Source organism: Acetobacter sp. DmW_136, from assembly GCF_008690365.1.
Lineage (GTDB): Bacteria > Pseudomonadota > Alphaproteobacteria > Acetobacterales > Acetobacteraceae > Acetobacter > Acetobacter oryzifermentans.
Genome location: NZ_VHON01000014.1, coordinates 17724 through 37449, shown reverse-complemented (window position 1 = coordinate 37449; position 19726 = coordinate 17724). Strand labels below are relative to the sequence as shown.

General features: G+C 59.8%; 18 protein-coding genes. 6 read left to right on the top strand and 12 right to left on the bottom strand.

What is annotated here, in order from left to right; translation table 11 throughout:
• Nucleotides 1-181 precede the first annotated feature (181 nt).
• The 4 genes from FKW31_RS06185 (at nucleotide 182) to FKW31_RS06175 (ending at nucleotide 2724) form a co-directional block, all read left to right on the top strand.
• Nucleotides 182-457: an HU family DNA-binding protein gene (locus FKW31_RS06185; protein WP_035378684.1), complete on the top strand. Its 276-nt coding sequence runs from the start codon at nucleotides 182-184 to the stop codon at nucleotides 455-457.
• 114 nt (nucleotides 458-571) lie between these two features.
• Nucleotides 572-1003 carry a hypothetical protein gene (locus FKW31_RS16010; RefSeq protein ID WP_035378686.1) on the top strand — a complete coding sequence of 144 codons (432 nt, stop codon included), beginning with the start codon at nucleotides 572-574 and terminating at the stop codon, nucleotides 1001-1003.
• On the top strand, nucleotides 984-1967 hold the full coding sequence (locus FKW31_RS06180) for a nucleotidyl transferase AbiEii/AbiGii toxin family protein (RefSeq protein ID WP_052051222.1): 984 nt from the start codon (nucleotides 984-986) through the stop codon (nucleotides 1965-1967). Before FKW31_RS16010 ends, FKW31_RS06180 begins: the two co-directional genes overlap by 20 nt.
• Nucleotides 1936-2724 carry a hypothetical protein gene (locus FKW31_RS06175; RefSeq protein WP_035378688.1) on the top strand — a complete coding sequence of 263 codons (789 nt, stop codon included), beginning with the start codon at nucleotides 1936-1938 and terminating at the stop codon, nucleotides 2722-2724. Before FKW31_RS06180 ends, FKW31_RS06175 begins: the two co-directional genes overlap by 32 nt.
• Before the next feature lie 16 nt (nucleotides 2725-2740).
• Here the strand turns inward: FKW31_RS06175 and FKW31_RS06170 are convergent, their stop codons facing one another.
• The 10 genes from FKW31_RS06170 to FKW31_RS06125 all read right to left on the bottom strand — a co-directional run bounded on the left by FKW31_RS06170 (nucleotide 2741) and on the right by FKW31_RS06125 (nucleotide 14797).
• On the bottom strand, nucleotides 2741-3385 hold the full coding sequence (locus FKW31_RS06170; protein WP_035378691.1) for a hypothetical protein: 645 nt from the start codon (nucleotides 3383-3385) through the stop codon (nucleotides 2741-2743).
• Nucleotides 3378-3788 carry a hypothetical protein gene (locus tag FKW31_RS06165; protein ID WP_035378692.1) on the bottom strand — a complete coding sequence of 137 codons (411 nt, stop codon included), beginning with the start codon at nucleotides 3786-3788 and terminating at the stop codon, nucleotides 3378-3380. The genes FKW31_RS06170 and FKW31_RS06165 overlap by 8 nt, the downstream gene beginning before the upstream one ends.
• 80 nt (nucleotides 3789-3868) lie before the next feature.
• Nucleotides 3869-5056: a DUF932 domain-containing protein gene (locus tag FKW31_RS06160; RefSeq protein ID WP_035378694.1), complete on the bottom strand. Its 1188-nt coding sequence runs from the start codon at nucleotides 5054-5056 to the stop codon at nucleotides 3869-3871.
• A gap of 149 nt (nucleotides 5057-5205) precedes the next feature.
• Nucleotides 5206-5568 (bottom strand): DUF6915 family protein, encoded by a 363-nt coding sequence (locus FKW31_RS06155; RefSeq protein WP_035378696.1) that lies wholly within the window; start codon nucleotides 5566-5568, stop codon nucleotides 5206-5208.
• Nucleotides 5558-6058, bottom strand: coding sequence for a DUF6878 family protein (locus FKW31_RS06150; protein WP_035378699.1), 501 nt, complete (start codon nucleotides 6056-6058; stop codon nucleotides 5558-5560). The genes FKW31_RS06155 and FKW31_RS06150 overlap by 11 nt, the downstream gene beginning before the upstream one ends.
• Nucleotides 6059-6149: 91 nt before the next feature.
• Nucleotides 6150-8240 (bottom strand): ParB/RepB/Spo0J family partition protein, encoded by a 2091-nt coding sequence (locus tag FKW31_RS06145; RefSeq protein ID WP_035378751.1) that lies wholly within the window; start codon nucleotides 8238-8240, stop codon nucleotides 6150-6152.
• A 160-nt stretch (nucleotides 8241-8400) separates the two neighbouring features.
• The gene (locus FKW31_RS06140; protein WP_035378701.1) at nucleotides 8401-9000 is read right to left on the bottom strand and encodes a glutathione S-transferase family protein; all 600 of its coding nucleotides are present in this window, start codon (nucleotides 8998-9000) and stop codon (nucleotides 8401-8403) included.
• Between the two features lie 367 nt (nucleotides 9001-9367).
• Complete coding sequence (locus tag FKW31_RS06135) at nucleotides 9368-12535, bottom strand: error-prone DNA polymerase (RefSeq protein ID WP_086898285.1); 3168 nt, start codon at nucleotides 12533-12535, stop codon at nucleotides 9368-9370.
• Nucleotides 12532-13974, bottom strand: coding sequence for a DNA polymerase Y family protein (locus FKW31_RS06130; protein WP_228120640.1), 1443 nt, complete (start codon nucleotides 13972-13974; stop codon nucleotides 12532-12534). Before FKW31_RS06130 ends, FKW31_RS06135 begins: the two co-directional genes overlap by 4 nt.
• Nucleotides 13975-13981: 7 nt before the next feature.
• The gene (locus FKW31_RS06125; protein WP_232877465.1) at nucleotides 13982-14797 is read right to left on the bottom strand and encodes an ImuA family protein; all 816 of its coding nucleotides are present in this window, start codon (nucleotides 14795-14797) and stop codon (nucleotides 13982-13984) included.
• A gap of 156 nt (nucleotides 14798-14953) precedes the next feature.
• On the opposite strand from FKW31_RS06125, the gene FKW31_RS06120 reads away from it, so the two are divergent.
• The gene (locus FKW31_RS06120) at nucleotides 14954-17056 is read left to right on the top strand and encodes an ATP-dependent helicase (protein WP_052051223.1); all 2103 of its coding nucleotides are present in this window, start codon (nucleotides 14954-14956) and stop codon (nucleotides 17054-17056) included.
• A 12-nt stretch (nucleotides 17057-17068) separates the two neighbouring features.
• Nucleotides 17069-17725 (top strand): SOS response-associated peptidase, encoded by a 657-nt coding sequence (locus tag FKW31_RS06115; protein ID WP_035378708.1) that lies wholly within the window; start codon nucleotides 17069-17071, stop codon nucleotides 17723-17725.
• Nucleotides 17726-17854: 129 nt separating this feature from the next.
• Here FKW31_RS06115 and FKW31_RS06110 read toward each other — a convergent pair whose 3' ends face one another.
• Together FKW31_RS06110 and FKW31_RS06105 are read right to left on the bottom strand one after the other, a co-directional pair.
• Nucleotides 17855-18820: a DMT family transporter gene (locus tag FKW31_RS06110; protein ID WP_035378710.1), complete on the bottom strand. Its 966-nt coding sequence runs from the start codon at nucleotides 18818-18820 to the stop codon at nucleotides 17855-17857.
• Nucleotides 18817-19707 (bottom strand): pyridoxamine 5'-phosphate oxidase family protein, encoded by an 891-nt coding sequence (locus FKW31_RS06105; RefSeq protein ID WP_035378712.1) that lies wholly within the window; start codon nucleotides 19705-19707, stop codon nucleotides 18817-18819. Before FKW31_RS06105 ends, FKW31_RS06110 begins: the two co-directional genes overlap by 4 nt.
• Nucleotides 19708-19726 lie beyond the last annotated feature (19 nt).

Genomic DNA, 19726 nt, shown 5'->3' with positions numbered 1-19726 from the left:
AAAAAAGACGGACGGTCCCGGCACGCCTCCCTCTCCCGCACCGGAACCACCCGGTTCAGAACCACCCTTTCCCTCTCCGCTGCCGCACATCCGGGGCACGCGGGGCTTGAAGCCGCCACAATCTCTTCGTAACGGTTTTGCGAGGCTTACGCCTGAACCATTCCTACAGAAGGCATTGCACATGAAAATTTCCGAACTGGTCGATCAGATCGCCGAGACAACCGACGCCAGCAAGACCGACACCCGCAAGGTGCTCGATGCGCTCGTGGAGGCGATGACCGCCGCAGCCAAAAAAGGCGAGGAGATCTCCCTGCCCGACTTCGGCAAATTCAAGGTCAAGGACGTGCCGGCCCGGGAAGGACGCAATCCGGCGACCGGTGACAAGATCCAGATCGCTGCCTCCCGCAAGCTGACGTTTACGCCCGCCAAGGCCCTGAAAGACGCGTTGAACGACTGAAAACGCGCCCTCTCCGATGGTCCTGACAAACAGCAGGATGTCCTATTTTTGTGGATCGGAATGTCCTGTTTCTGTTACTGTGCAGGAGCATCAGGGAGGTCCATTGAGGTCATCATGACCCAGCCACGTCGCACCAGAACACTGAAAGATCGGCTGAAGACACGCATTCGCCGCGCACGCAGCGACGTCTTCGTGCCGCGTGACTTCGCCGACCTTGGCGAATATGACAGTGTCAAAAGAGCCCTTCGACAGCTCATTGTCGAAGGCGAGATCGCGCGTCTGGGCTACGGGGTCTACGCCCGCGTGAAAACGAACGGCCTGACTGGTCGCCCGATGCTTGCCGTCCGCGGCGGCTTTGATGGAGCCGTACGTCAGACTCTCAGCAAACTGAAGGTCAACTGGCGGGAGTCCGATGCGGTCCAACAGTACAATAACGGACGCACGACACAGGTTCAGGCCAATCCGGTCTTCGAAGTCCAGAGCCGGTTCAACCGGAAACTGCGCTACCGAAACCTCGAGGCGCGGTTTGAAAAGCCTTACGCCTGATCTGCTCGCTGAGGTTGCCGATGCGCTTGACCTGTCATCAGCATCTCTCGTGGAAAAGGACTACCGCGTTGTCGAGGTGCTGGCAGCACTTCAGCATACGGACCTCCCTCAAGGGATAAGTCTGGTTTTTGCTGGCGGCACGTGCCTTGCTCGTGCTCATCGGCTGGTCGCCAGAATGTCGGAAGACGTGGATCTGAAGATCGCGATTACACCGCTGCCGTCGAGTAAGAATGCGGCCCGGAAAATTCTGGGCGCCCTGAAGGAGACCATCAGAAAAATCACCGCAGACCTCGGGTTTCCCGATCCGGTCATTTCCGCGAAAAATGAAAACCACTATATCTGCGCCGAGCTGAGCTATGCGGACAGCACGGGCGAAGACGTCGAACTGCGCCCGCACCTTCTCGTCGAACTGACATATGCCCCCGCCGCTCTCCCGACCGTCGAAAGATCGGTCCGGTCGTTCGTCAGCGAGGCGACGAATTGCGAACCAGAGATACAGCAGATCACCTGCATTTCCGTGGACGAGACCGCTGCAGAGAAATTCGTGGCCCTGACCCGTCGGACAGCAGGTTATCTGGAAGGACGGAAAACAGACGCTTATGACCGCTTCCTGATCCGGCACGTCTACGACCTGCATTGCATCCTACCCCATCTCGATCTGCCTCGCGTCTCGACACTTGCCAGACAGATCATGGTCAGTGACGCAGAGCAGTTTAAGAGGTGGTTCCCTGCGTATGCCGCAGACCCGGAGGCAGGCACCGAACAGGCGTTAGCCTATCTTATGACGAATTCAGAATGTCGTGATTCCTTCGATCGGTTTCAGGCATCCATGGTTTACGGCGAACATTTCACCTACGACACGGCGATGGCGTCAGTACAGAGTCTCTATGCCGCCATTAAAGAAACCGAAAATCATGTAGATGAAAAGAACGATGTCGAACCAAATAGAAAACGACCGAAATAAAGACAACGACGATAAAGATTATCACTTTTCCAAAGGAAAAACCGGCAGGATCGTCCGTTGGCTGCTCCGCATTGGCAAGCGGTCTGAAACCGTTGATGAAACTGTCACCGCACCCGCCGTCCTTACACTTATGGCATTCCTGTGGACTGACAAACATCCGGATTGCGGCCAGTTTCCGATCTGGGTCTATGTCGCCTCCGTAGCTGCAGCCGGAACCTGGTACGGTCTCGTCAGAGGGGGGCCTGAATTTATCCGCCCCTTCTTCAGGGGCATCTTGACGAGCGGCCTGACCACGATCGCGCTCTACCTTTGCTTGCCTCATATTGCGCAGCCGCAGGAATGGTCTTCCATATCAGGTAATATGATCATCATGGGCATGGACATGTTTTTCTTCGCCCATGCGCTTTCAGCTATCGCGCGCGAGTTTCTATTAACGACAGAAAATCAGTGGGAAAAAGGACGTATACGACGCCAAGAAATATTTGCCCGAGGCATTAATTTTAATGCGTGGTCCAACACATATTCCTCATTCTCTGGATTTATAAAATACCTAGGATCTCAGTTCTATTTATTCTTGTGCTTACTTACTACATCAAAATCTATGGAGGGATTTCCTCCTCTGCTATGCGCTTTTATTATTTTGTTACGTGCCGCTCTTACTGTGTGGGGGGTGGGATATTTTTCGGCTAAAATATCCGGGATACATTTTTGGCACATGCTCTCCAGTCTCGCGCATTTATTGTCTCCACGTATCTAGCTTGCATCTTTGCCAATCATGAAAACCGGTCTCCTCCTACGGTAAACGTATATCGATTGGCGCGGATGGCGTCATCAATCACCCCATCGGTGGTTTGATAGTCCCATTCGCGTTCAAGAGAACGATACAGCCAGCGTGCCAGATCGCGCAGGGCCTCGGTAACCCCTTCCTCCGCGTCAGCCGTCATATCCTGATCCGACGGGCTGTCGCGACTGACGTCGATCCGCATCGTATATTCATGGTAATAGAGGCCGCGTTGGGTAATCCGCGCGGTCAGCTGGTAGAAATTCCACCTCTGGAGCGCAGTTAGCTGGTCTGCAATGGCATGAAGCGCCTCGTCCTGCGGCGCGTACTGACGGATTTTATGGGACGCACGCGGCGCATATTTGTAGACACCCTCGAACGAGGCGCCGTCCCCCTGACTGGAAAACCCCCGGAAATAGATGCAGGGATCGCATACGCTGGACGGGCCTGTCGAACGCCGTGATACCGTCGCAACGTCCACCCCGATTACGGCGCATATGCGCAGAAAGTCCTCATAGACAGCATCCCACCAGGGAAAAGCGTCCAGAGTATCCCGATACCAGCAACGGGCTTTTTCGCGAGCGGCAGCGGACAGTTCATCGATCTGATAAACGGTGACGGAGAGGATCTCAGGCATCAGGATCATCTCCTTCGAGAGCACCGGCCAGCCATTCGTTGGTGCTGGTCCAGCCGACGGATTTACCCGCCCCAAGATCAATGAGATGCGCGCCACCCCCGAAAGCGTCGAGACGGGGACGCGAACAGGTATTTGCATACTCCATTCCCCACAAACCGGAGAGTGAAAACGCTTCCGCGCATTTCAGCACGAATGCGATGACGCATTCCGGGTCGCCGCCAGACTCATCATGGATCCACAATTCAGAAGAGCCTTCCCTAGACAGCAGAAGGGAGAACCCGTCAGAGAGACAAAAACCATCTTCATCCTCCGTCTCGTTCCGATAGAGTTCCAGCGCTTTGAGCGCGTTTTCATGTGTTCTTACGTCGAGAAGGCAGGAGAAATGCGTAAAATAATCGGCCATTTTCGGACCCTCCATACAGAAAAAGCCCGGAACAAATCCGGGCTTTCGCAAAGGCAACGATGAAAAATGCAGCTGGAAGATCAGACCCGCTCCATGAGCTTGCGGGCCTTGCCTTCCAGATCGAGCCGCGTGTCCTGATTGCTCTTTGTGCGGGCAAAGGCCGTAATACCCTGCACGAAATCGAACACGCTTTCCGGTGGCCGGCCTTCCTCATGCAGGACCGTCTCGATGATTTTCGCCGTCTCGGGTTTCGAGAAGCCCTGTCGGCGCAGAAAACGCTCGCGGTCGTCCTCGTCACGGGCTACGATCTGCTTGCGTGATTCCTGAATTCCGGAAACGAACGATGCTGTGCTGGCGTTTGCGAAATTCCGCAGCGCAGGTGCAGCCTGTTGGACAAAGCGGGAGGCCGCAAACTTGCTGTGCCGGATCGTGATCTGCTGCAGATTTTCCTGCCCCCAGATCAACCGGTTCTGGCACACACCGCGCAAGTAGAAAGAGGCAATACCGAGGCTTTTGCTACCGACTTCGGAATTCCATGCGTAAAACCCCCTGAAGAAAAGATCAGGATCGCCATTTGGCAGCCGTCCCGCCTCGATCGGATGCGTATCATCGACGAGAAACAGGAAAACGTCCCTGTCCGAGGCATACAGGGTTGTGGTTTCCTTCGTGATGTCCACATGCGGATTATGGGTCATGGTCGCCCAGTCAATGACACCCGGTACTTTCCAGTTCGTATCCCCTGTTCCATTACCGGCAATTTTTCGCACCGCACCCACAAGCTCGTGGTCCCAGATCCGGCCGTAATCCGGCCCGGTCACGGCCCGCAATTCGACACGGCCGTCGCCGGTCTCCAGCGTCTTGACCAGTTCCGCCCGATGGGACAGCAACCCATGCTGTAAGTTGATCGCGGCTAGCGGAGCCGGAAGATTACGCAGGTAAGACGACGGCGCGCTAACAAGGCTGCACAGTTGCCCGAAAGACCAATGGGTCGGCGCAACCGGCGCACTCTGGCCGGGGACAGACAGGGTCAGCCGCTCGGCGTTGTCGCGTGACGCGTCCACGCGGATGGCGCGGCTCTCCACCGTGCGCGCTGTCGCCCGTTCCGCACGGCTCAGGGTCGCCGCGTGCAGATCAGCGAGTGAGAGATAACGCTCGTCATCGGGCCGGGAATACCACTCGGACGCCACACGGTGGTCAACCCGGCCACGGGAAGGATCAATACGAAACCCGCTGGCGGGACGGGCTGAAGGAAGAACGGTCATGGTCATGGAAACTCTCCTCTTGCGCCGGATATTCGGCACAAAAGGCGAAGCCGCCCTCTCCCTCTTCAGGGCATGACCAACATGAAAAAATGCGGCTTCCGGAGACCGAAAGCCGCGTCATGACCATAGAGAATAATAGAGTGTTCAGAACGTTATCATGAGTTGTCGAGGTCGGTCTCCAGCATCTGATGCAGAGACTTCGCCCGTCCCATCCACGGTTGCGGCCGGATTTCCTTCAGCCAGTCTACAAAACTCGGGATAAAGCCGAAATCTTCGCGCATATGCTGCTCACCGATCAGCCGGACGGGCACGACCCTGCCCGTTGAAAGCGTAAGGGTGACACCAAATATCCGCTCCGCGAGGTAGATCCCTTCAGCATGATGCCGCAAGGCCCTGTGACGGAAGTCTGCCGATATCCGCTTGGACTCGTCGAAGAAGTCATGAATTGGCAGGAAATCGTCTACCGTTCCACCCCACTGCCGCACGGAAGAGAGGGCATGATGATAACTATGCGCCATGGTCGGCCTCCTCTGTCCAGCTATGTTCGTAATATTCCGAGGACGTATAGCGCTCGTTGAATTCAAGCGTGACGGTTCGCTCAGGCACGTCAAAAATGATATCGCCATATGCGCCATCATTATTTTCCCAGCCGCCATGCGTCTGTGCAAGGGCGTCGTAACAGACATTCTCGATCGCATCGTTGAGGGAGCCGGACACCTGGGTAACGTCAGCATCGGGCCATGACGTGGTCTTCATGGCAATTTCGCGCTGAAGAATGTCGGCCTGGTCTTCGGGCGTGACAGTGATATCCTCTATTTGGCCGCTGTCCCCCTCGCCATTAAAGGAGACCTTGACCTGGGTGATGCCGTGAAGGGCGAGTGTGGCGAATACAATCCGCCGGTTCTGCACCGCCGCATCTCTCTGCGCTGCTTCGTGACGTTGCCAGCGCAGCGTATAGTCAACCGGGGCAGCTTCAGGGGTGGCGGGGACGCCTGATGTTTCTGACATGACAAGCTCCATCGGATCATACAGTTGGAAGAAAGGGCGGGCCGTGACTCCGCGAACCTCGGGATCACGGCCCTGAGTGGTTGGGAAATGGTTATTCAGCGGCGATCTCGGCGTTCAGGAAGGCCGGCAGTTCCACGTCTTCCGCTGTGTGGTTCTGTTCCTCGTCAGGCGCGGCATGCTCAGGCAGCCCCGCACGCAGTGCTTCGGGCAACCAGCCGAAACCTTCGAGCAGCCGTTCCGCCTCACGGGCCATATCCGCTTTCTTGAGATGCGCGATCAGCCCCGCCGCCTGTTCACCGCGTGCTTCGCGCACGGCGTCCAGAATATGCGGCTTGGTCACGCGACCGAGATAGTTTTCGACCGTCGGCTGCCAGCCCGCCTCGACCGGATCAAGGCGCAGGGCCGATGCCAGCCGGTTGCTGCGGGCCAGTCGGCGCTCAATCGCGCGCGGAGAAACTGACCCGTGCGGATTGACCTTCTCGAACAGGGCATTCACCCCGAAAGAGAGGCAGTGCGCGAGAAGGGCCGAACGACTGGTCTCATCCAGCCGATCCAGCCACGCCCAGAGTTCGTCCTCGTCCTGCGGGAGATCCTGCTTCCATCCTTCGTGCCGCGCGCGCAGGGCATGGGCCGCCAGACTGCTGCCCAGATCGGGCGCCTGGATCGGGAACCCGACAACGCGCACCCCGCCTTCGAGGCAGGCACCGCTGCGATCGTCGCGGAACAGGCTGAGGCAGAGCGTGTGCAGGAATTCGGTCAGCGCCACATCAGGGTTGCTGGCAAACGCGTCCCGCAGGGCCAGCGTCCGCCATGCGGTCAGTTCGGAGAGCAGGCGATCCGGGATGGGGCGGCGGAGATCATCCTCGTCTTCGGCGTCGTCGGACGCGATGTGCTGTCCTGTCGCATCGGTGGTCGCGTTGTCAGCATGGTCTTCGGGAGCGTCGCCGTCTTCCAGGGCTGCCGCAGGATCGTGCGCGTCGGAGAGGTTTTCATCTTCAAGGTCTTCCGGATGGGCGAACCCGCGCTCGATCAGCAGCGTGCCGTCACTGTCGAGGCTGACGAAGGCCCCACCCCGCACGATGTCGCCCGGATCGAAAATTGCGGGACGGGTTTCAAGGGCTTCGATGGCCTGTTCAATCTCGCCAAGGCGATGATCGATTTCGTCGGGCAGTTCCTCGGCCTCGGCGTATTCGGCTTCTATGGTTTCCTGCTCCGCACGCAGGACGGCCAGACGTGCGGTCTCTTCCTCGGACAGCAGCGCCAGCGTCCCGTCGATCTCGATCAGGTGGCGGGTGTGCCCCCAGGGGAACGACAGGGCTGTCTCGACCCATTTCCAGCCTTCGGCCCTGACCTGCTCGGTGGCGGCCTGTAGTTTCTCCATCACGAGGCGGTCGAGAATGACAGGATCCTGCAGCCAGCCTCCATCATCGGCTTCGAACAGGTCGCGCATGACGTGACCGCCTGCCGCGACATAGGCGTCCAGACCGACAAACCGCGCACGAGCATCCGACGCCCTGACTGCCTTTTCCGTCAGCATCCGGCGAATGACGTAAGGTTCGCGATTATGGCTCTGGGCGACGATTTCCCAGACCTGCTCCTGACGCGCCGCGTCATCGCTGATGGAAAACGCCATGAGTTGCTCAAGCCGCATGCCGTCCTGTTCGTAGACGTCCAGCAGCTTTTCGGAGACGCTCATCAGGCGTAGACGCTGCTTGACGACCGTGACCGGCACGAAGAACGCCGCCGCGATTTCCTCCTCGGACATGCCTTTTTCGAGCATGTCGCGGAAGGCCCGGAACTGATCCAGCGGATGCAGGGCCACGCGCTGGACGTTTTCGGCGAGAGAATCATCCTCGGCGAGTATGGACGATCCTGCCTCGCGCACGACGCAGGGCACCGGGGCGGTCTTGTTCAGCTTCTTCTGCTTCACCAGCAGTTCGAGCGCGCGAAAACGTCGCCCGCCAGCCGGGACTTCGTAGGTGCCGGTCTCGGCCCCGCTGTCGTCGAGGACGGGGCGGACATTCAGGCTCTGCAACAGCCCGCGGCGCTCGATATCCTTGGCCAGTTCATCGATCGAAAGACCGGACTTCACACGCCGGACATTGGCTTGGGACAGGACCAGCTTGTTGAACGGAATGTCACGCGAGGAACTGAGCGCGATTTTGGAAACGGCGGTTGCCATGGCGAAAAACTCCATGACGGGCGGACAGGAGACTCTCTCCTACCCTCTCAACCCGTCACGGAATTCCCAACTTCACTTTCCCTCTTCATAGCCGCTTCGAGGTGCACGGCTTTCCCCATGAGGAAAGAACGGGCACGGATGTAGCCATGCGTAAAATCGCTTAGTGATCAACGGGAACATAGCCCGGCAGCTTTTCCATGTTATCGATCCAGCGCCGTAATGACGGGTAAGGATCAAGGGCGATGTCGCCCTCCGGCGCCAGTGCGAGATACGGATAGGCGGCACAATCCGCGATAGTGGGTCGGTCTGCTGACAGCCATTTCTGGGTGCTCAGATGCTGGTCAATGACCTTGAGCGTTCGCTGGCTGTTACGTACGGCATCGTCGTAACGCAGGGGATAGTCGAACAATTTCACAAGCCGTGCGTCTGCCGGACCATGCTGGATTTCATTGACGCTCACCGACAGCCACTCGATGACGGCTGCCCGGGTTGCCGGATCTGCCGGCCACCAGTCTGTCTTGCCGTATTTTTCCGCCAGATAGACGAGAATGGCCTGAGAATCCCAGATCACGGTCTCTCCGTCCTGCAGGACCGGTACCTGCTGCCAGGGGTTGAGGGCGGTGAACGCGGCTGTTTTATGTGCTCCTGCCACAAGGTCGACATCCTGAATGTCAAGTTCAATGCCCGTCAGCGCTGCGAACAGCCGAACCTTGTAGCAGTTTCCCGATGGGGGACAGTTGTAGAGTATTGGTAATGTCATAACCGGTCGTTCCTTGGTTTCTTCCGCCGGAGCAGATCACCTGTCCCCGGCGCATCAAGTTTGGAGACAAAACGAAATCAATGATCGACGCAAGGAGTGACCGGTCGGTACAATTCTGTTAACGCGCAATTCACCCCGCCATTCCCTGGCGTCGGGCGGTTGGAAAGGTGTTTTGCGCTGGGCGTATCCACCTCCTGCCTATTTCCCTACAGTGGACAACCGAAGCCGTTCACCGCGAGACCATAGGTCCAGGTGTTCTATTTGGCAGGCCACCCGACATAGGAGGCCGCCCAGTGCAAAAAGCGTTTCCACACGCCACTGACCACGGTAGCCAAAATGGGTGTCAAGGAAAAGCCTGAAGGTGCTTCTAATGGAAATTCCGTGACCTGAAACTGAGCCTGTCGAGACCCGAACTGGCCGGATCGTCGTCCCCTCCCCGCGCTCCGACCTGACGGAGCAATCCGGACAGATCGGTGAGTTCCAGCGTCACCAGATGCACGACATCCCCCTCGCGCTGGACGCGCCCCCTGGCGGCCACCATGCTGGCCGAGAGGATGATCGATCGGTATTTCTCGAAGATGTCGGGCCAGATGACCAGATTGGCGATGCCGGTCTCGTCCTCCAGCGTGATGAAACACACCCCCTCGCCGGATCCGGGCCGCTGGCGCACCAGCACCAGTCCGGCCGCTTCGACCCGTTTACCGTCACGCAGCACCATGGCCGTGCCGCAGGGCACGATCCGGCGTTGCCGCAGATCCTCCCGCAGGAACGACACGGGGTGGGCGCGCAAACTCAGCCCAAGATGGTTGTAATCGCCCACCACCTCGGCGCCGTCGGTCATCGGGACCAGCGCCATCGCCGGCTCGTCGGTTTCGCGGGACTGCGCAGCCGCGGCGAAGAGCGGCAGCGGTTCGTCATGCAGGCCCTTGATCGCCCACAGCGCCTCGCGCCGTGCCAGCCCGAACGCCGGCCGGAAAGCGTCGGCCTCTGCCAGACGCACCAGCGCTTCCTGCGGCACCCCGGCCCGACGCCACAGATCGTCGATCGAGGCGAACGGCCGCCGTAGCCGCGCCGCCACGAGCGCCGCCGCATGGGCGTTGGCCAGCCCCTTGACCAGGCTCATCCCCAGCCGCACCGCGAAACAGCCGCGATCGTCATCCTCGCCTTCAAGAGTGCTGTCCCAGCGGGAAGAATTTATACAGACCGGTCTGACCTCAATGCCGTGGTCCCGGGCATCGCGCACCAGTTGCGCGGGCGCGTAGAAACCCATCGGCTGGGAATTCAGAAGCGAGGCCAGAAACACGTCCGGATGGGTGCATTTCATCCAGGACGACGAATAGGCGAGAATGGCGAAACTGGCCGCATGGCTTTCCGGAAAACCGTAGGAGCCGAAACCTTCGAGCTGCTGGTAAATGCGCTGCGCGAACTCTTCCGGATAGCCCTTGCGCGTCATGCCTTCGAGCAGACGGGTCTGGAAATGGGACACGGTGCCGGTGTTCTTGAACGTCGCCATTGCCCGACGCAGCCCGTCCGCCTCGGCGGCGGTGAAGTCCGCGCAGACCATGGCGACCTGCATCACCTGCTCCTGAAACAGCGGTACGCCGAGTGTGCGCTTGAGCACCTCCTCCAGTTCCGGTGTCGGATAATCCGGCTCTTCCAGCCCCTCCCTGCGCCGTAGATACGGATGGACCATATCTCCTTGTATCGGGCCGGGTCTCACGATTGCGACCTCGATCACCAGATCATAATAGGTACGCGGCTTGAGGCGCGGCAGCATCGACATCTGCGCGCGGGATTCGATCTGGAACACGCCGATGGTGTCCGCCTTGCGGATCATGGCGTAGGTCCGGGGGTCTTCGGCCGGGATGGTCTGAAGCGTGAAATGCTGGCCCTTGTGCGCAGCGAGCAGGTCCAGCCCTTTTTTCATGCAGGTCAGCATGCCGAGCGCCAGGATATCGACCTTCATGAATTTCAGGGCGTCGATATCATCCTTGTCCCATTCAATGATCTGGCGCTGATCCATCGCCGCCGGCTCGATGGGCACCAGCTCGTCCAGCCGGTCGCGGGTCAGCACGAACCCGCCGGGATGCTGCGAGAGATGGCGCGGTACACCGATCAGACAGCGCGCGAGGTCCAGCGTCAGGCGGATGCACCGGTCGGTCAGATCGATCCCGGTCTCGGCAAATTTCTCTGCTTCGACATGCCGCGACCAGCCCCAGATCTGTTTGCTCAACAGAGCAATCACGTCCTCCGGTAGCCCCATCACCTTGCCGACGTCGCGCAACGCGCCCTTGGCGCGGTAGCGGATCACCACGGCGGTCAGCGCCGCGCGGTCGCGACCGTAATGATCGTAGACCCACTGGATGATCTCCTCGCGTCGAGCATGCTCGAAATCCACGTCGATATCCGGTGGTTCGCCCCGTTCCTCGGAAATGAACCGCTCGAACAGGAGCGTGGTGCGCGATGGGTCGATGGCGGTGATGCCGAGCACGAAGCACACGGCGGAATTGGCCGCCGAGCCCCGTCCCTGGCAGAGAATGTCCCGTCGCCGCGCTTCACGAACGATGGAATGCACCGTCAGGAAATACGGCGCGTATTGCATGCGCCCGATGAGCGTGAGTTCATGGCGCAAAATCGTCTCGACGTCCGGCGGGATTATGCCGCCATAGGTCTCCCGCGCCCCCTGCCATGTCAGGTCCTCCAGCGCCTGTTGCGGGGTCTGGCCCGGAATCTCGATCTCGTCGGGATACTGATAGGCCAGATCGTCCAGAGAGAACCGGCAACGTTCGACGATCTCCATCGTGCGGTCGATCGCCTCAGGATACCGCGCAAACAGCCGCGCCATCTCCGGCGGTGGTTTCAGGTAGCGGTCGGCGTGACGCTCCCGGGCAAAGCCTGCGTGCTCGATGGTGGTGTTGTGCCTGATGCAGGTGACGACGTCCTGCAGGATGCGGCGATCATGGGTATGGAACAGCACGTCGTTGGTGACGACAGTCTTCACGCGCTGGGCGTGGGCGAGATTGGCCAGGTCGTAAAGCCGCATCTGGTCGTTGGGGCGGCGGCGCAGGGTGAGCGCCATATAGGCGCGGTCACCGAACGCCTCCCGCAACCGCCGCAGATGCGCCGCACACTCCTCGTCGGCGACATCCGGCACCAGCACGGCGAGCAGTCCTTCGCCCCATTCCACCAGATCACGCCAGAGCAGGCGGCACTTCCCCTTCCCCGCCCGGGCCTTGCCGAGCGTCAGCAGGCGGCACAGCTTGCCATACGCGACCCGGTCGGTCGGATAGACCAGCACGGGCGGCGCGTCCTCCAAATCGAGGCGACAGCCGACAACCAGGCGCACCCCGAATTCCTTTGCGGCAAGATGCGCCTGAACGATGCCGGCAAGCGTGTTCCTGTCGGTAACACCGAGGGCCGTGATCCCGAGCGCCTTCGCCTGCCCGAACAGTTCACCGGGCGACGACGCGCCGCGCAGAAAGGAGAAATAGCTCGTGACCTGAAGTTCGGCGTAGCGCGGTGCCGAAGCGCTCATGCGAAGAGCCCATGCAGGAACCAACGTTGCGATCCGGTCTCGCCGTGTTCGCCGTCACCGGCGCGGAACAGCCAGAATCGCTCGCCAGACGTATCCTCGACGCGGAAATAATCCCGCGCCGTGGTCAGCTCCGCATCACCTTTCCACCATTCTCCGAATATTCTCTCCGGCCCGTCTGCGCATTTCACCTTGTGGCGCAGGCCTCGCCAGACGAAAAATACCGGAGGATGGTCGGGTAGCATGGCCATGGTCTCGATCGGCTCGGGTCGCGGCAACAGACGGGTCGGTCGCGGCCAGCCTTCGGGCCAGGTCGTATCCTGAATTGGCGCAAGCGGCGGTACTCGCTGAACTGAACGCTCGGGAACATCGCTTTCCACTGGCACAACGCGGTAAAGCGCCCCGCTGCCCAGCCGGTTGGCCAGTGTATCGACCAGTCCGGACAGATCGGCCTCCGGTTCTTCAATCAGGGATGAGACCTGCTGGCGCCGCTCCACTGGTTCGGCCAGCATGGCAATCAGTTCCATACGCTCGATGCCAAACCCGGGTTCGATGGTCTCAATCTGGTCAGACAGAAGACGCAGCAGATGCTTCGGATCGCGGACGGGCCGAGCCAGCGCGAGACGCACCGCCTGCACGGCGTTGTCGACACGATGCAGCAGGAGATCCAGTCGCCGTGCACCGAGGCCGCGTTCTTCGAGGCCGATGCAGAGCGGCGGCACCAGTTTGCCTATATAGCGCGCGATGGTTTCGGCGGCGGCAATTGGCTCGGCGAAGTTGCGCGACACCGCGACGGGATCGACCGGACGGATCGGCAGGATGGGTTCCTCCACCCTGCCATAGGCCTGATCCAGCCTTCGTGTGATTTCCGGACCGAAGCGCAGCACCAGCGGGGCGCGAGGCGCGTTCTCGAGATCGCGGACCCGAGTCAGGCCGAGGTCGGCCATTCCGGCAACGACGTTGGTCGGGAGGCGGAGAGCAGCGATCGGCATATCCGCCAGAGTAGCGACGTGCTCTCCGGGTGGAACGACAATCGCCGTGCCCGGCGTGGTGCGCGTGACAGCATAGGCTGCTCCGAGCGTATCAGCGACGGCGGCTCTCGCCGTGATACCGGATCCGTTCAGGCGACGAACAATGTCACGTAACATTGTGGCCTCACCGCCCAGGAGATGATCGGCTCCGGTGGTGTCGAGAACCAGCCCGTCCGCCGACTTGCCGGACGCATCGACCGCCACGATGGGACTGACCCGCTGCTGCAGCCACAGCGCCAGCCGTTCCAGCGCCGCACGGTCCGCTTCGGGCTGACCGTCCTGAACCGCCAGGCCCGGAATCAGCGCCTGCGCTTTGGCAACTGGCATTCCGATCACCACCCCGCTTTTACGGGCAGCGCGGTCGGCGGCCAGCACGACGCGACGACTGCCCTCGCGCCCCGCGAGGACCAGTGGCTGTTCAGGCGGAGGCGCGGCGTCGCCCTGCTCGCGGCGGAGCCGGTCGGTGGCCCAGAACGGAAGCCAGATCACCGTGGTTCGCCTCGGCTCCTGCTGTTTTGTCCGGACTTCCGGCAATCCGCAATCCTGCCTGTCCATTTCGTACCTCCACCTCGAAGTCGGCGCTTTCGCCGGATCGTGTCCGGATCAGTTCCAGCAACCAGCGGCTCTCCCCTACCCCCTGAACCGGCAGCGGCGCCGATGGCAGAAGCGAGACCCGCCAGCGTGTGGTGCTCGCCGTCGGCTGCCCGAAATCAGCGGCATCCCTCTGTCGTCTCCACCGTCGGAGGGCGAGACCGATGCCGCCACCGCTTTCAGCCGCGAGTTGCAACCGGCGCGAAGCCGTCATGGTCAGGCGACCGACTTCGGCGACCACCGCGCCCAGGCCCGGATGACGCAGTCCTTCCTCGAAACAGGCCAGCACGTCACGATCGGTGCCACTCTCGACAAAAAGCACCCGCGAGGGTGGAAGGCCAACCTGCTGAAGTGCGGGAGTAAACAGATCGGCAACTGTCACAATCCATAACACCTGACCTTGTGTACGTGCGGCGATACCGGCAGCAAAACGGGCGGCGGCAGCGGCGTTGAGGGCGTCGTTGCCGCCTCCAGCGATCTCATGCAGGGCTCCGAGAGTCAGCCCTCCACCGGGAAGTCTCCGGTCGATCTCCGCTAACCCAAAGGGCAGTGTGGCACGCTTGCGACTGGTCTGTCCTTCGAGACGACTGATCGCGGCCCGCAGCGTCTCCAGACCGGGTTTTTTATGGGTTTCAGCAGTCATGTCACGGCTCGGCGTCCCTTATGCAGGCAAATTTCCTGATTATATGTTCCTGATTTGTTCCAATCATGCTACGCAAGTCAATGCAAATTCGCTCTGTATCCGGCATGCTGGTTAGCGATGTTCGATCAGTATCGTTGATGAAAGTGCGCTAAGGAATTGAATCCAGAACCTTCTCCTGCTTCGGGCAGCGATGATTATCTGTCCCGTCTGAATGAGGCCCAGCGACAGGCTGTCACGCACGGGACCGGAGTCTCGACAGGCGGGGCGGATTCATCCCCGCTGCTGGTCATCGCCGGGGCTGGTTCGGGCAAGACCAACACACTGGCCCATCGGGTCGCGCATCTGATCGCCTCAGGGGCTGATCCGCGCCGCATCCTGTTGCTGACCTTCTCGCGCCGCGCCAGTGTGGAGATGACGCGGCGGGTAGAACGCATCTGCAAAACCGTGCTGGGCGACAAGGCCGGACCTCTCGCTGACGCGCTGGCCTGGTCTGGGACGTTCCACTCCATCGGTGCGCGGCTGCTGCGGGAGTATGCCCAGCAGATCGGCATGGATCCGGCGTTTTCGATCCATGACCGCGAAGATTCCGCTGACCTGATGAATCTGATCCGCCATGATCTGGAATTTTCCAAAACCGAGAAGCGGTTCCCCGGCAAGGGCACGTGCCTTGCCATCTATTCCCGTGTGGTGAATTCAGGCGCGCCGCTCGCCGATGTATTGCTGAAGCACTATCCGTGGTGCGCGGGCTGGGAAGCCCAGTTGAAACAGCTTTTCGCCGGTTATGTCACGGCGAAACAGGAGCAGAGCGTGCTGGATTATGACGATCTGCTGCTGTGCTGGGCGCAAATGGTCAGCAACCCGGTTCTGGCCGCAGATATCGGCGGCAAATGGGATCATGTGCTGGTCGATGAGTATCAGGACACCAACCGGCTGCAGGCGGAGATGCTGCTGGGCATGAAGCCCGATGGCCGAGGCCTGACGGTGGTGGGTGATGACGCGCAGAGCATCTATGCCTTCCGGGCGGCGACCGTGCGCAACATTCTGGATTTTCCAGTGTCTTTCGATTCCCCGGCGCGCATCGTGACGTTGGATAGGAACTATCGTTCCACGAAACCCATTCTGGATGCCGCCAATGCGGTGATCGGCGAGGCGACGGAGCGGTTCACCAAGGATCTGTGGACCGAGCGGGCTTCGGAGGAAAAGCCACGACTGGTCACTATCTGGGATGACACGGCGCAGGCCAACTACATTGCCGATCGAGTGCTGGAAGAGCGTGAGGCCGGAACACCAATGAAGCAGCAGGCTGTGCTGTTCCGGGCTTCGCACCATAGCGGCACGCTGGAGGTGGAACTGACCCGGCGCAATATTCCGTTCGTGAAATTCGGTGGCCTGAAGTTTCTCGACAGTGCGCATGTGAAAGATATGCTGGCGCTATTGCGTTTTGCCCAGAACCCACGCGACCGCATCGCGGGCTTTCGGGTATTGCAGCTTCTGCCGGGCGTGGGGCCGGGTTCAGCCCGGCGCGTGCTGGATACGATGGGCGAGAATGCCCATCCCTTCGAGGCGTTGAAGGATGTCAAAGCGCCACAGCGGAGTGGTGAGGTCTGGGCGGGTTTCGTGAATATGCTGACCGCTCTCGGCAGCCATCAGGTCGGCTGGCCGGGCGAGATTGCAGCCGCGCGGTACTGGTATGAGCCACATCTGGAGCGGCTGCACGAGGACGCCTCCACCCGTCTGGCCGATCTGGTGCAGCTTGAGCAGATTGCCGGAGGGTACCCGTCACGCGAGAAATTCCTGACCGAACTGACGCTGGACCCGCCGGATGCCACGTCCGATCAGGCTGGCGTGCCGTTGCTGGATGAAGACTATCTGATCCTCTCGACCATTCATTCCGCCAAGGGGCAGGAGTGGAAGAATGTGTTCCTCATGAACGTAGTCGATGGCTGCATTCCGTCTGATCTGGCGACGGGCGAGCAGGACGATATCGAGGAGGAACGCCGCCTGCTCTATGTGGCCATGACGAGGGCGAAAGACAGTCTCGATATCATGGTGCCGCAGCGTTTCTATGTGCATGGCCAGCACAGCCGGGGCGACCGACATGTCTATGCTTCACGTACACGCTTCATCGACCGGGACATGCTGCCATTGTTCGAAGCCGTGTCATGGCCTGTCGTGAAACCGGAAGAGCAGGCAAGGCAGGAGGCGGTGAAGTCGGTGCGGATCGATATGGCAGCCAGATTACGCGGCATGTGGTCGTAAGGGAGCAGGCGGATGTGCAATCTCTATTCCATGACTTCCAACCCGCAGGCGATCCGCGAGATCGCGAAAGTTCTTGAGGATCGCACGGGCAATCTCCAGCCGCTGCCGGAGATCTACCCGAATACGATGGCGCCGATTGTGAGGAACGGGGAAGGCGGTCGTGAACTGCTCATGGCCCGCTGGGGTATGCCGACTCCCCCCGGTTACCTGAAAGGCCATAAGGTGGATCGCGGTGTGACCAATATCCGCAATCCGGGATCTGCATGGTGGAAGCGCTGGGAAGGGGTGGAGCACCGCTGTTTGGTTCCGCTGACAGCGTTCTCGGAACCCGAGCGTTTGCCTGATGGGAAATCACAGCCTGTGTGGTTTGCCCGCAGCGACGGAGAGCCGCTGGCTTTCTTTGCCGGTATCTGGTGCCGATGGACATCCGTGCGGAAACTGGCTGATGGAGAGACAACGGATGACCTGTTTGGATTTCTGACCACCGAGGCAAACCGGGAAGTTGGAGCCATCCATCCGAAAGCCATGCCGGTGATTCTGACGCAGCCGGATGAGCTGGATGTGTGGATGAATGCGCCAGCAGAGGAGGCGCTGGGGCTTCAACGGCCTCTGTCAGATGGGCGTTTGGCCCGTCGTGAACCACCCTACCTCGTGGAAAATGGAAGCTAAAATGGGATCATACTTCTTGCATTTTTCATCCCGGATATAAGTAGAAAAGACGAGTGCAACAAAAATCCCAAGTATGCTGATCTCTCATCAATCAGAGTTAATCGTGTGGTGATCTCCATATCGTTGGGCTCATACTTCCCGAACGTGCGAGACATCGCCGCCATTGGTCGGCGGTGCAGAGGCCTGCCGGAAAGACGAACACACCAGACCCAAAGCAATCGCTACAATGCCTGTAGCGTGCCAGAGATGCAGACGTTCGTGAAGAAACAACGTCGAGAGTATGACTCCAAAGGCCGGGATCAGATGAATGCTCAGGCCTGCACGTTCCGCACCAAAAAATCTGACAGCGCGCATGTAGAGTAAATAGGCCAGAACGGACGGAAAAATGCCCACATATAAGGCAGCTGCGGCAAATGAAATCGTCCAATGAGCAGATGTCGCACTTATCGGAGCGATGAACCAGAGCGGCAACAGGAGGCAGACGCCGATCGTGATATGAGCACCCAGCACACCCAACCGGTCGAGGTCTGCCGGCAGGCGACGGATCCAGAGCGTGTAAAACGCAAAGCAAGCCATCGCAGCAAGGACAACAGCATCTCCCGGCACGAGCGCGAGGGCGCTCCATTGTGACCATTGGCCGTGCAGAACCAGCGTGAACACGCCCAACAACGAAAGTATCAGACCAGCGCCCTGAGCGAGTGTAAGTCGCTGCCGGTAAAAGATCGCACCGAAGAAAACAATCATGAGTGGTATCAGCGCGTTCATCAGAAGGGCGTTGCTCGCCGTGGTCGTTCGTACACCAACATAGATCAGGGCATTGAAGCCGACGATCCCTGTAAGCGCCGTCCCGAGCATAAGCCAGCGATGCTGCCAATAACGAGGAGCATCACGGCGCATGATAGGGAGCGCAAACGGCGACAGGCAGACAAAAGCAACGACCCAGCGGACGGTCAACAGGGTCAGGGGTGCGGTCAGATCGCGAACCGCACGGCTGACGATAAAATTTCCGGCCCAGAACAGCGGTGGCAATCCAAGTGACGCATACGCCATAACACGCTCTACGATGCGTGGAGTACGAATGCGGTTTGCGGTCATACGTCGTGGCTCGACGATACGATCCCAATATCAGGTCCCTCCACCCAACCGAGCGACAGAGCCTTCCTGCGTCGGATCACCTCTCGAATACGCACATCAAACGAACGCCCTGCACCGCTCCACGAAACAGACGCCTCACCCGTCAGATGCAGAAGATCACCGTTGTCGAAATTGATGAAGAGAAGACCAGCCCGAGGATTTTCCAGAAAGTTTCCAAACGTGTTGAAATAACGATTACCTGGGTAATCCGGAACAGTCAGGACATCACCGTTGAGCTGCACAAAACCTGATGGTCCGCCGCGATGCGAGACATCCATGCCGCCGTGGACGACAGACGATGCGCAGGAGGCGATGAAGAATGTGCTGGCGGTCATGATGACGTCGCGCGCCTCAGCGTCTGGTGCCGGATATCTCTCCACGGCACCGGGTAATCGAAGCAGCGATCGTGGCTCACGTGGGCGGATATATTTTGGACAGTTTCCGAAACTCTGCAGAACGCGCATCCGGATGCCGTCCGCGTCGTTCGCCAGAACGGTGCCGTTGGCGCGGTTGCGTCGGCGTGTCGCAAACTCGATCCCGAGGATCGCGATCGGGCGTTCCGGCGCCAGCGCTTCAGCCACAGGATCTCCTGATAGGGGATGCCAGGCGAGATGAAGTGTTATCTCGTCAGGACTTGAGAGAAAGCCGGGCACGCCGGTAGCAAGCGTTGCAACCGGCCAGCCGTCGGGAGAAAGGGCACCCAGCACGACATAAGGCAGCGATGCAAAGAACGTGCGATGCTGCTCTGTCATGAAGGAGCGAATGAAAGTGCTCGAAGGTGCGGCCACGCCAGCCAGTGCCTGCGCACGCCGTTCGCCCTCGTGAAATGCGGTCGCCGTGTTATCCATCGTCGTGATCCGTCATGTC

Excerpts from the sequence above, each read along its gene's own strand:
- FKW31_RS06160 (WP_035378694.1), bottom strand. The coding sequence starts at position 5,056 with ATGACCATGACCGTTCTTCCTTCAGCCCGTCCCGCCAGCGGGTTTCGT.
- FKW31_RS06170 (WP_035378691.1), bottom strand. The coding sequence starts at position 3,385 with ATGCCTGAGATCCTCTCCGTCACCGTTTATCAGATCGATGAACTGTCC.
- FKW31_RS06110 (WP_035378710.1), bottom strand. The coding sequence starts at position 18,820 with ATGACCGCAAACCGCATTCGTACTCCACGCATCGTAGAGCGTGTTATG.
- FKW31_RS06115 (WP_035378708.1), top strand. The coding sequence starts at position 17,069 with ATGTGCAATCTCTATTCCATGACTTCCAACCCGCAGGCGATCCGCGAG.
- FKW31_RS06150 (WP_035378699.1), bottom strand. The coding sequence starts at position 6,058 with ATGTCAGAAACATCAGGCGTCCCCGCCACCCCTGAAGCTGCCCCGGTT.
- FKW31_RS06135 (WP_086898285.1), bottom strand. The coding sequence starts at position 12,535 with ATGAGCGCTTCGGCACCGCGCTACGCCGAACTTCAGGTCACGAGCTAT.
- FKW31_RS16010 (WP_035378686.1), top strand. The coding sequence starts at position 572 with ATGACCCAGCCACGTCGCACCAGAACACTGAAAGATCGGCTGAAGACA.
- FKW31_RS06165 (WP_035378692.1), bottom strand. The coding sequence starts at position 3,788 with ATGGCCGATTATTTTACGCATTTCTCCTGCCTTCTCGACGTAAGAACA.
- FKW31_RS06155 (WP_035378696.1), bottom strand. The coding sequence starts at position 5,568 with ATGGCGCATAGTTATCATCATGCCCTCTCTTCCGTGCGGCAGTGGGGT.
- FKW31_RS06125 (WP_232877465.1), bottom strand. The coding sequence starts at position 14,797 with ATGACTGCTGAAACCCATAAAAAACCCGGTCTGGAGACGCTGCGGGCC.
- FKW31_RS06185 (WP_035378684.1), top strand. The coding sequence starts at position 182 with ATGAAAATTTCCGAACTGGTCGATCAGATCGCCGAGACAACCGACGCC.
- FKW31_RS06140 (WP_035378701.1), bottom strand. The coding sequence starts at position 9,000 with ATGACATTACCAATACTCTACAACTGTCCCCCATCGGGAAACTGCTAC.
- FKW31_RS06175 (WP_035378688.1), top strand. The coding sequence starts at position 1,936 with ATGTCGAACCAAATAGAAAACGACCGAAATAAAGACAACGACGATAAA.
- FKW31_RS06105 (WP_035378712.1), bottom strand. The coding sequence starts at position 19,707 with ATGGATAACACGGCGACCGCATTTCACGAGGGCGAACGGCGTGCGCAG.
- FKW31_RS06145 (WP_035378751.1), bottom strand. The coding sequence starts at position 8,240 with ATGGCAACCGCCGTTTCCAAAATCGCGCTCAGTTCCTCGCGTGACATT.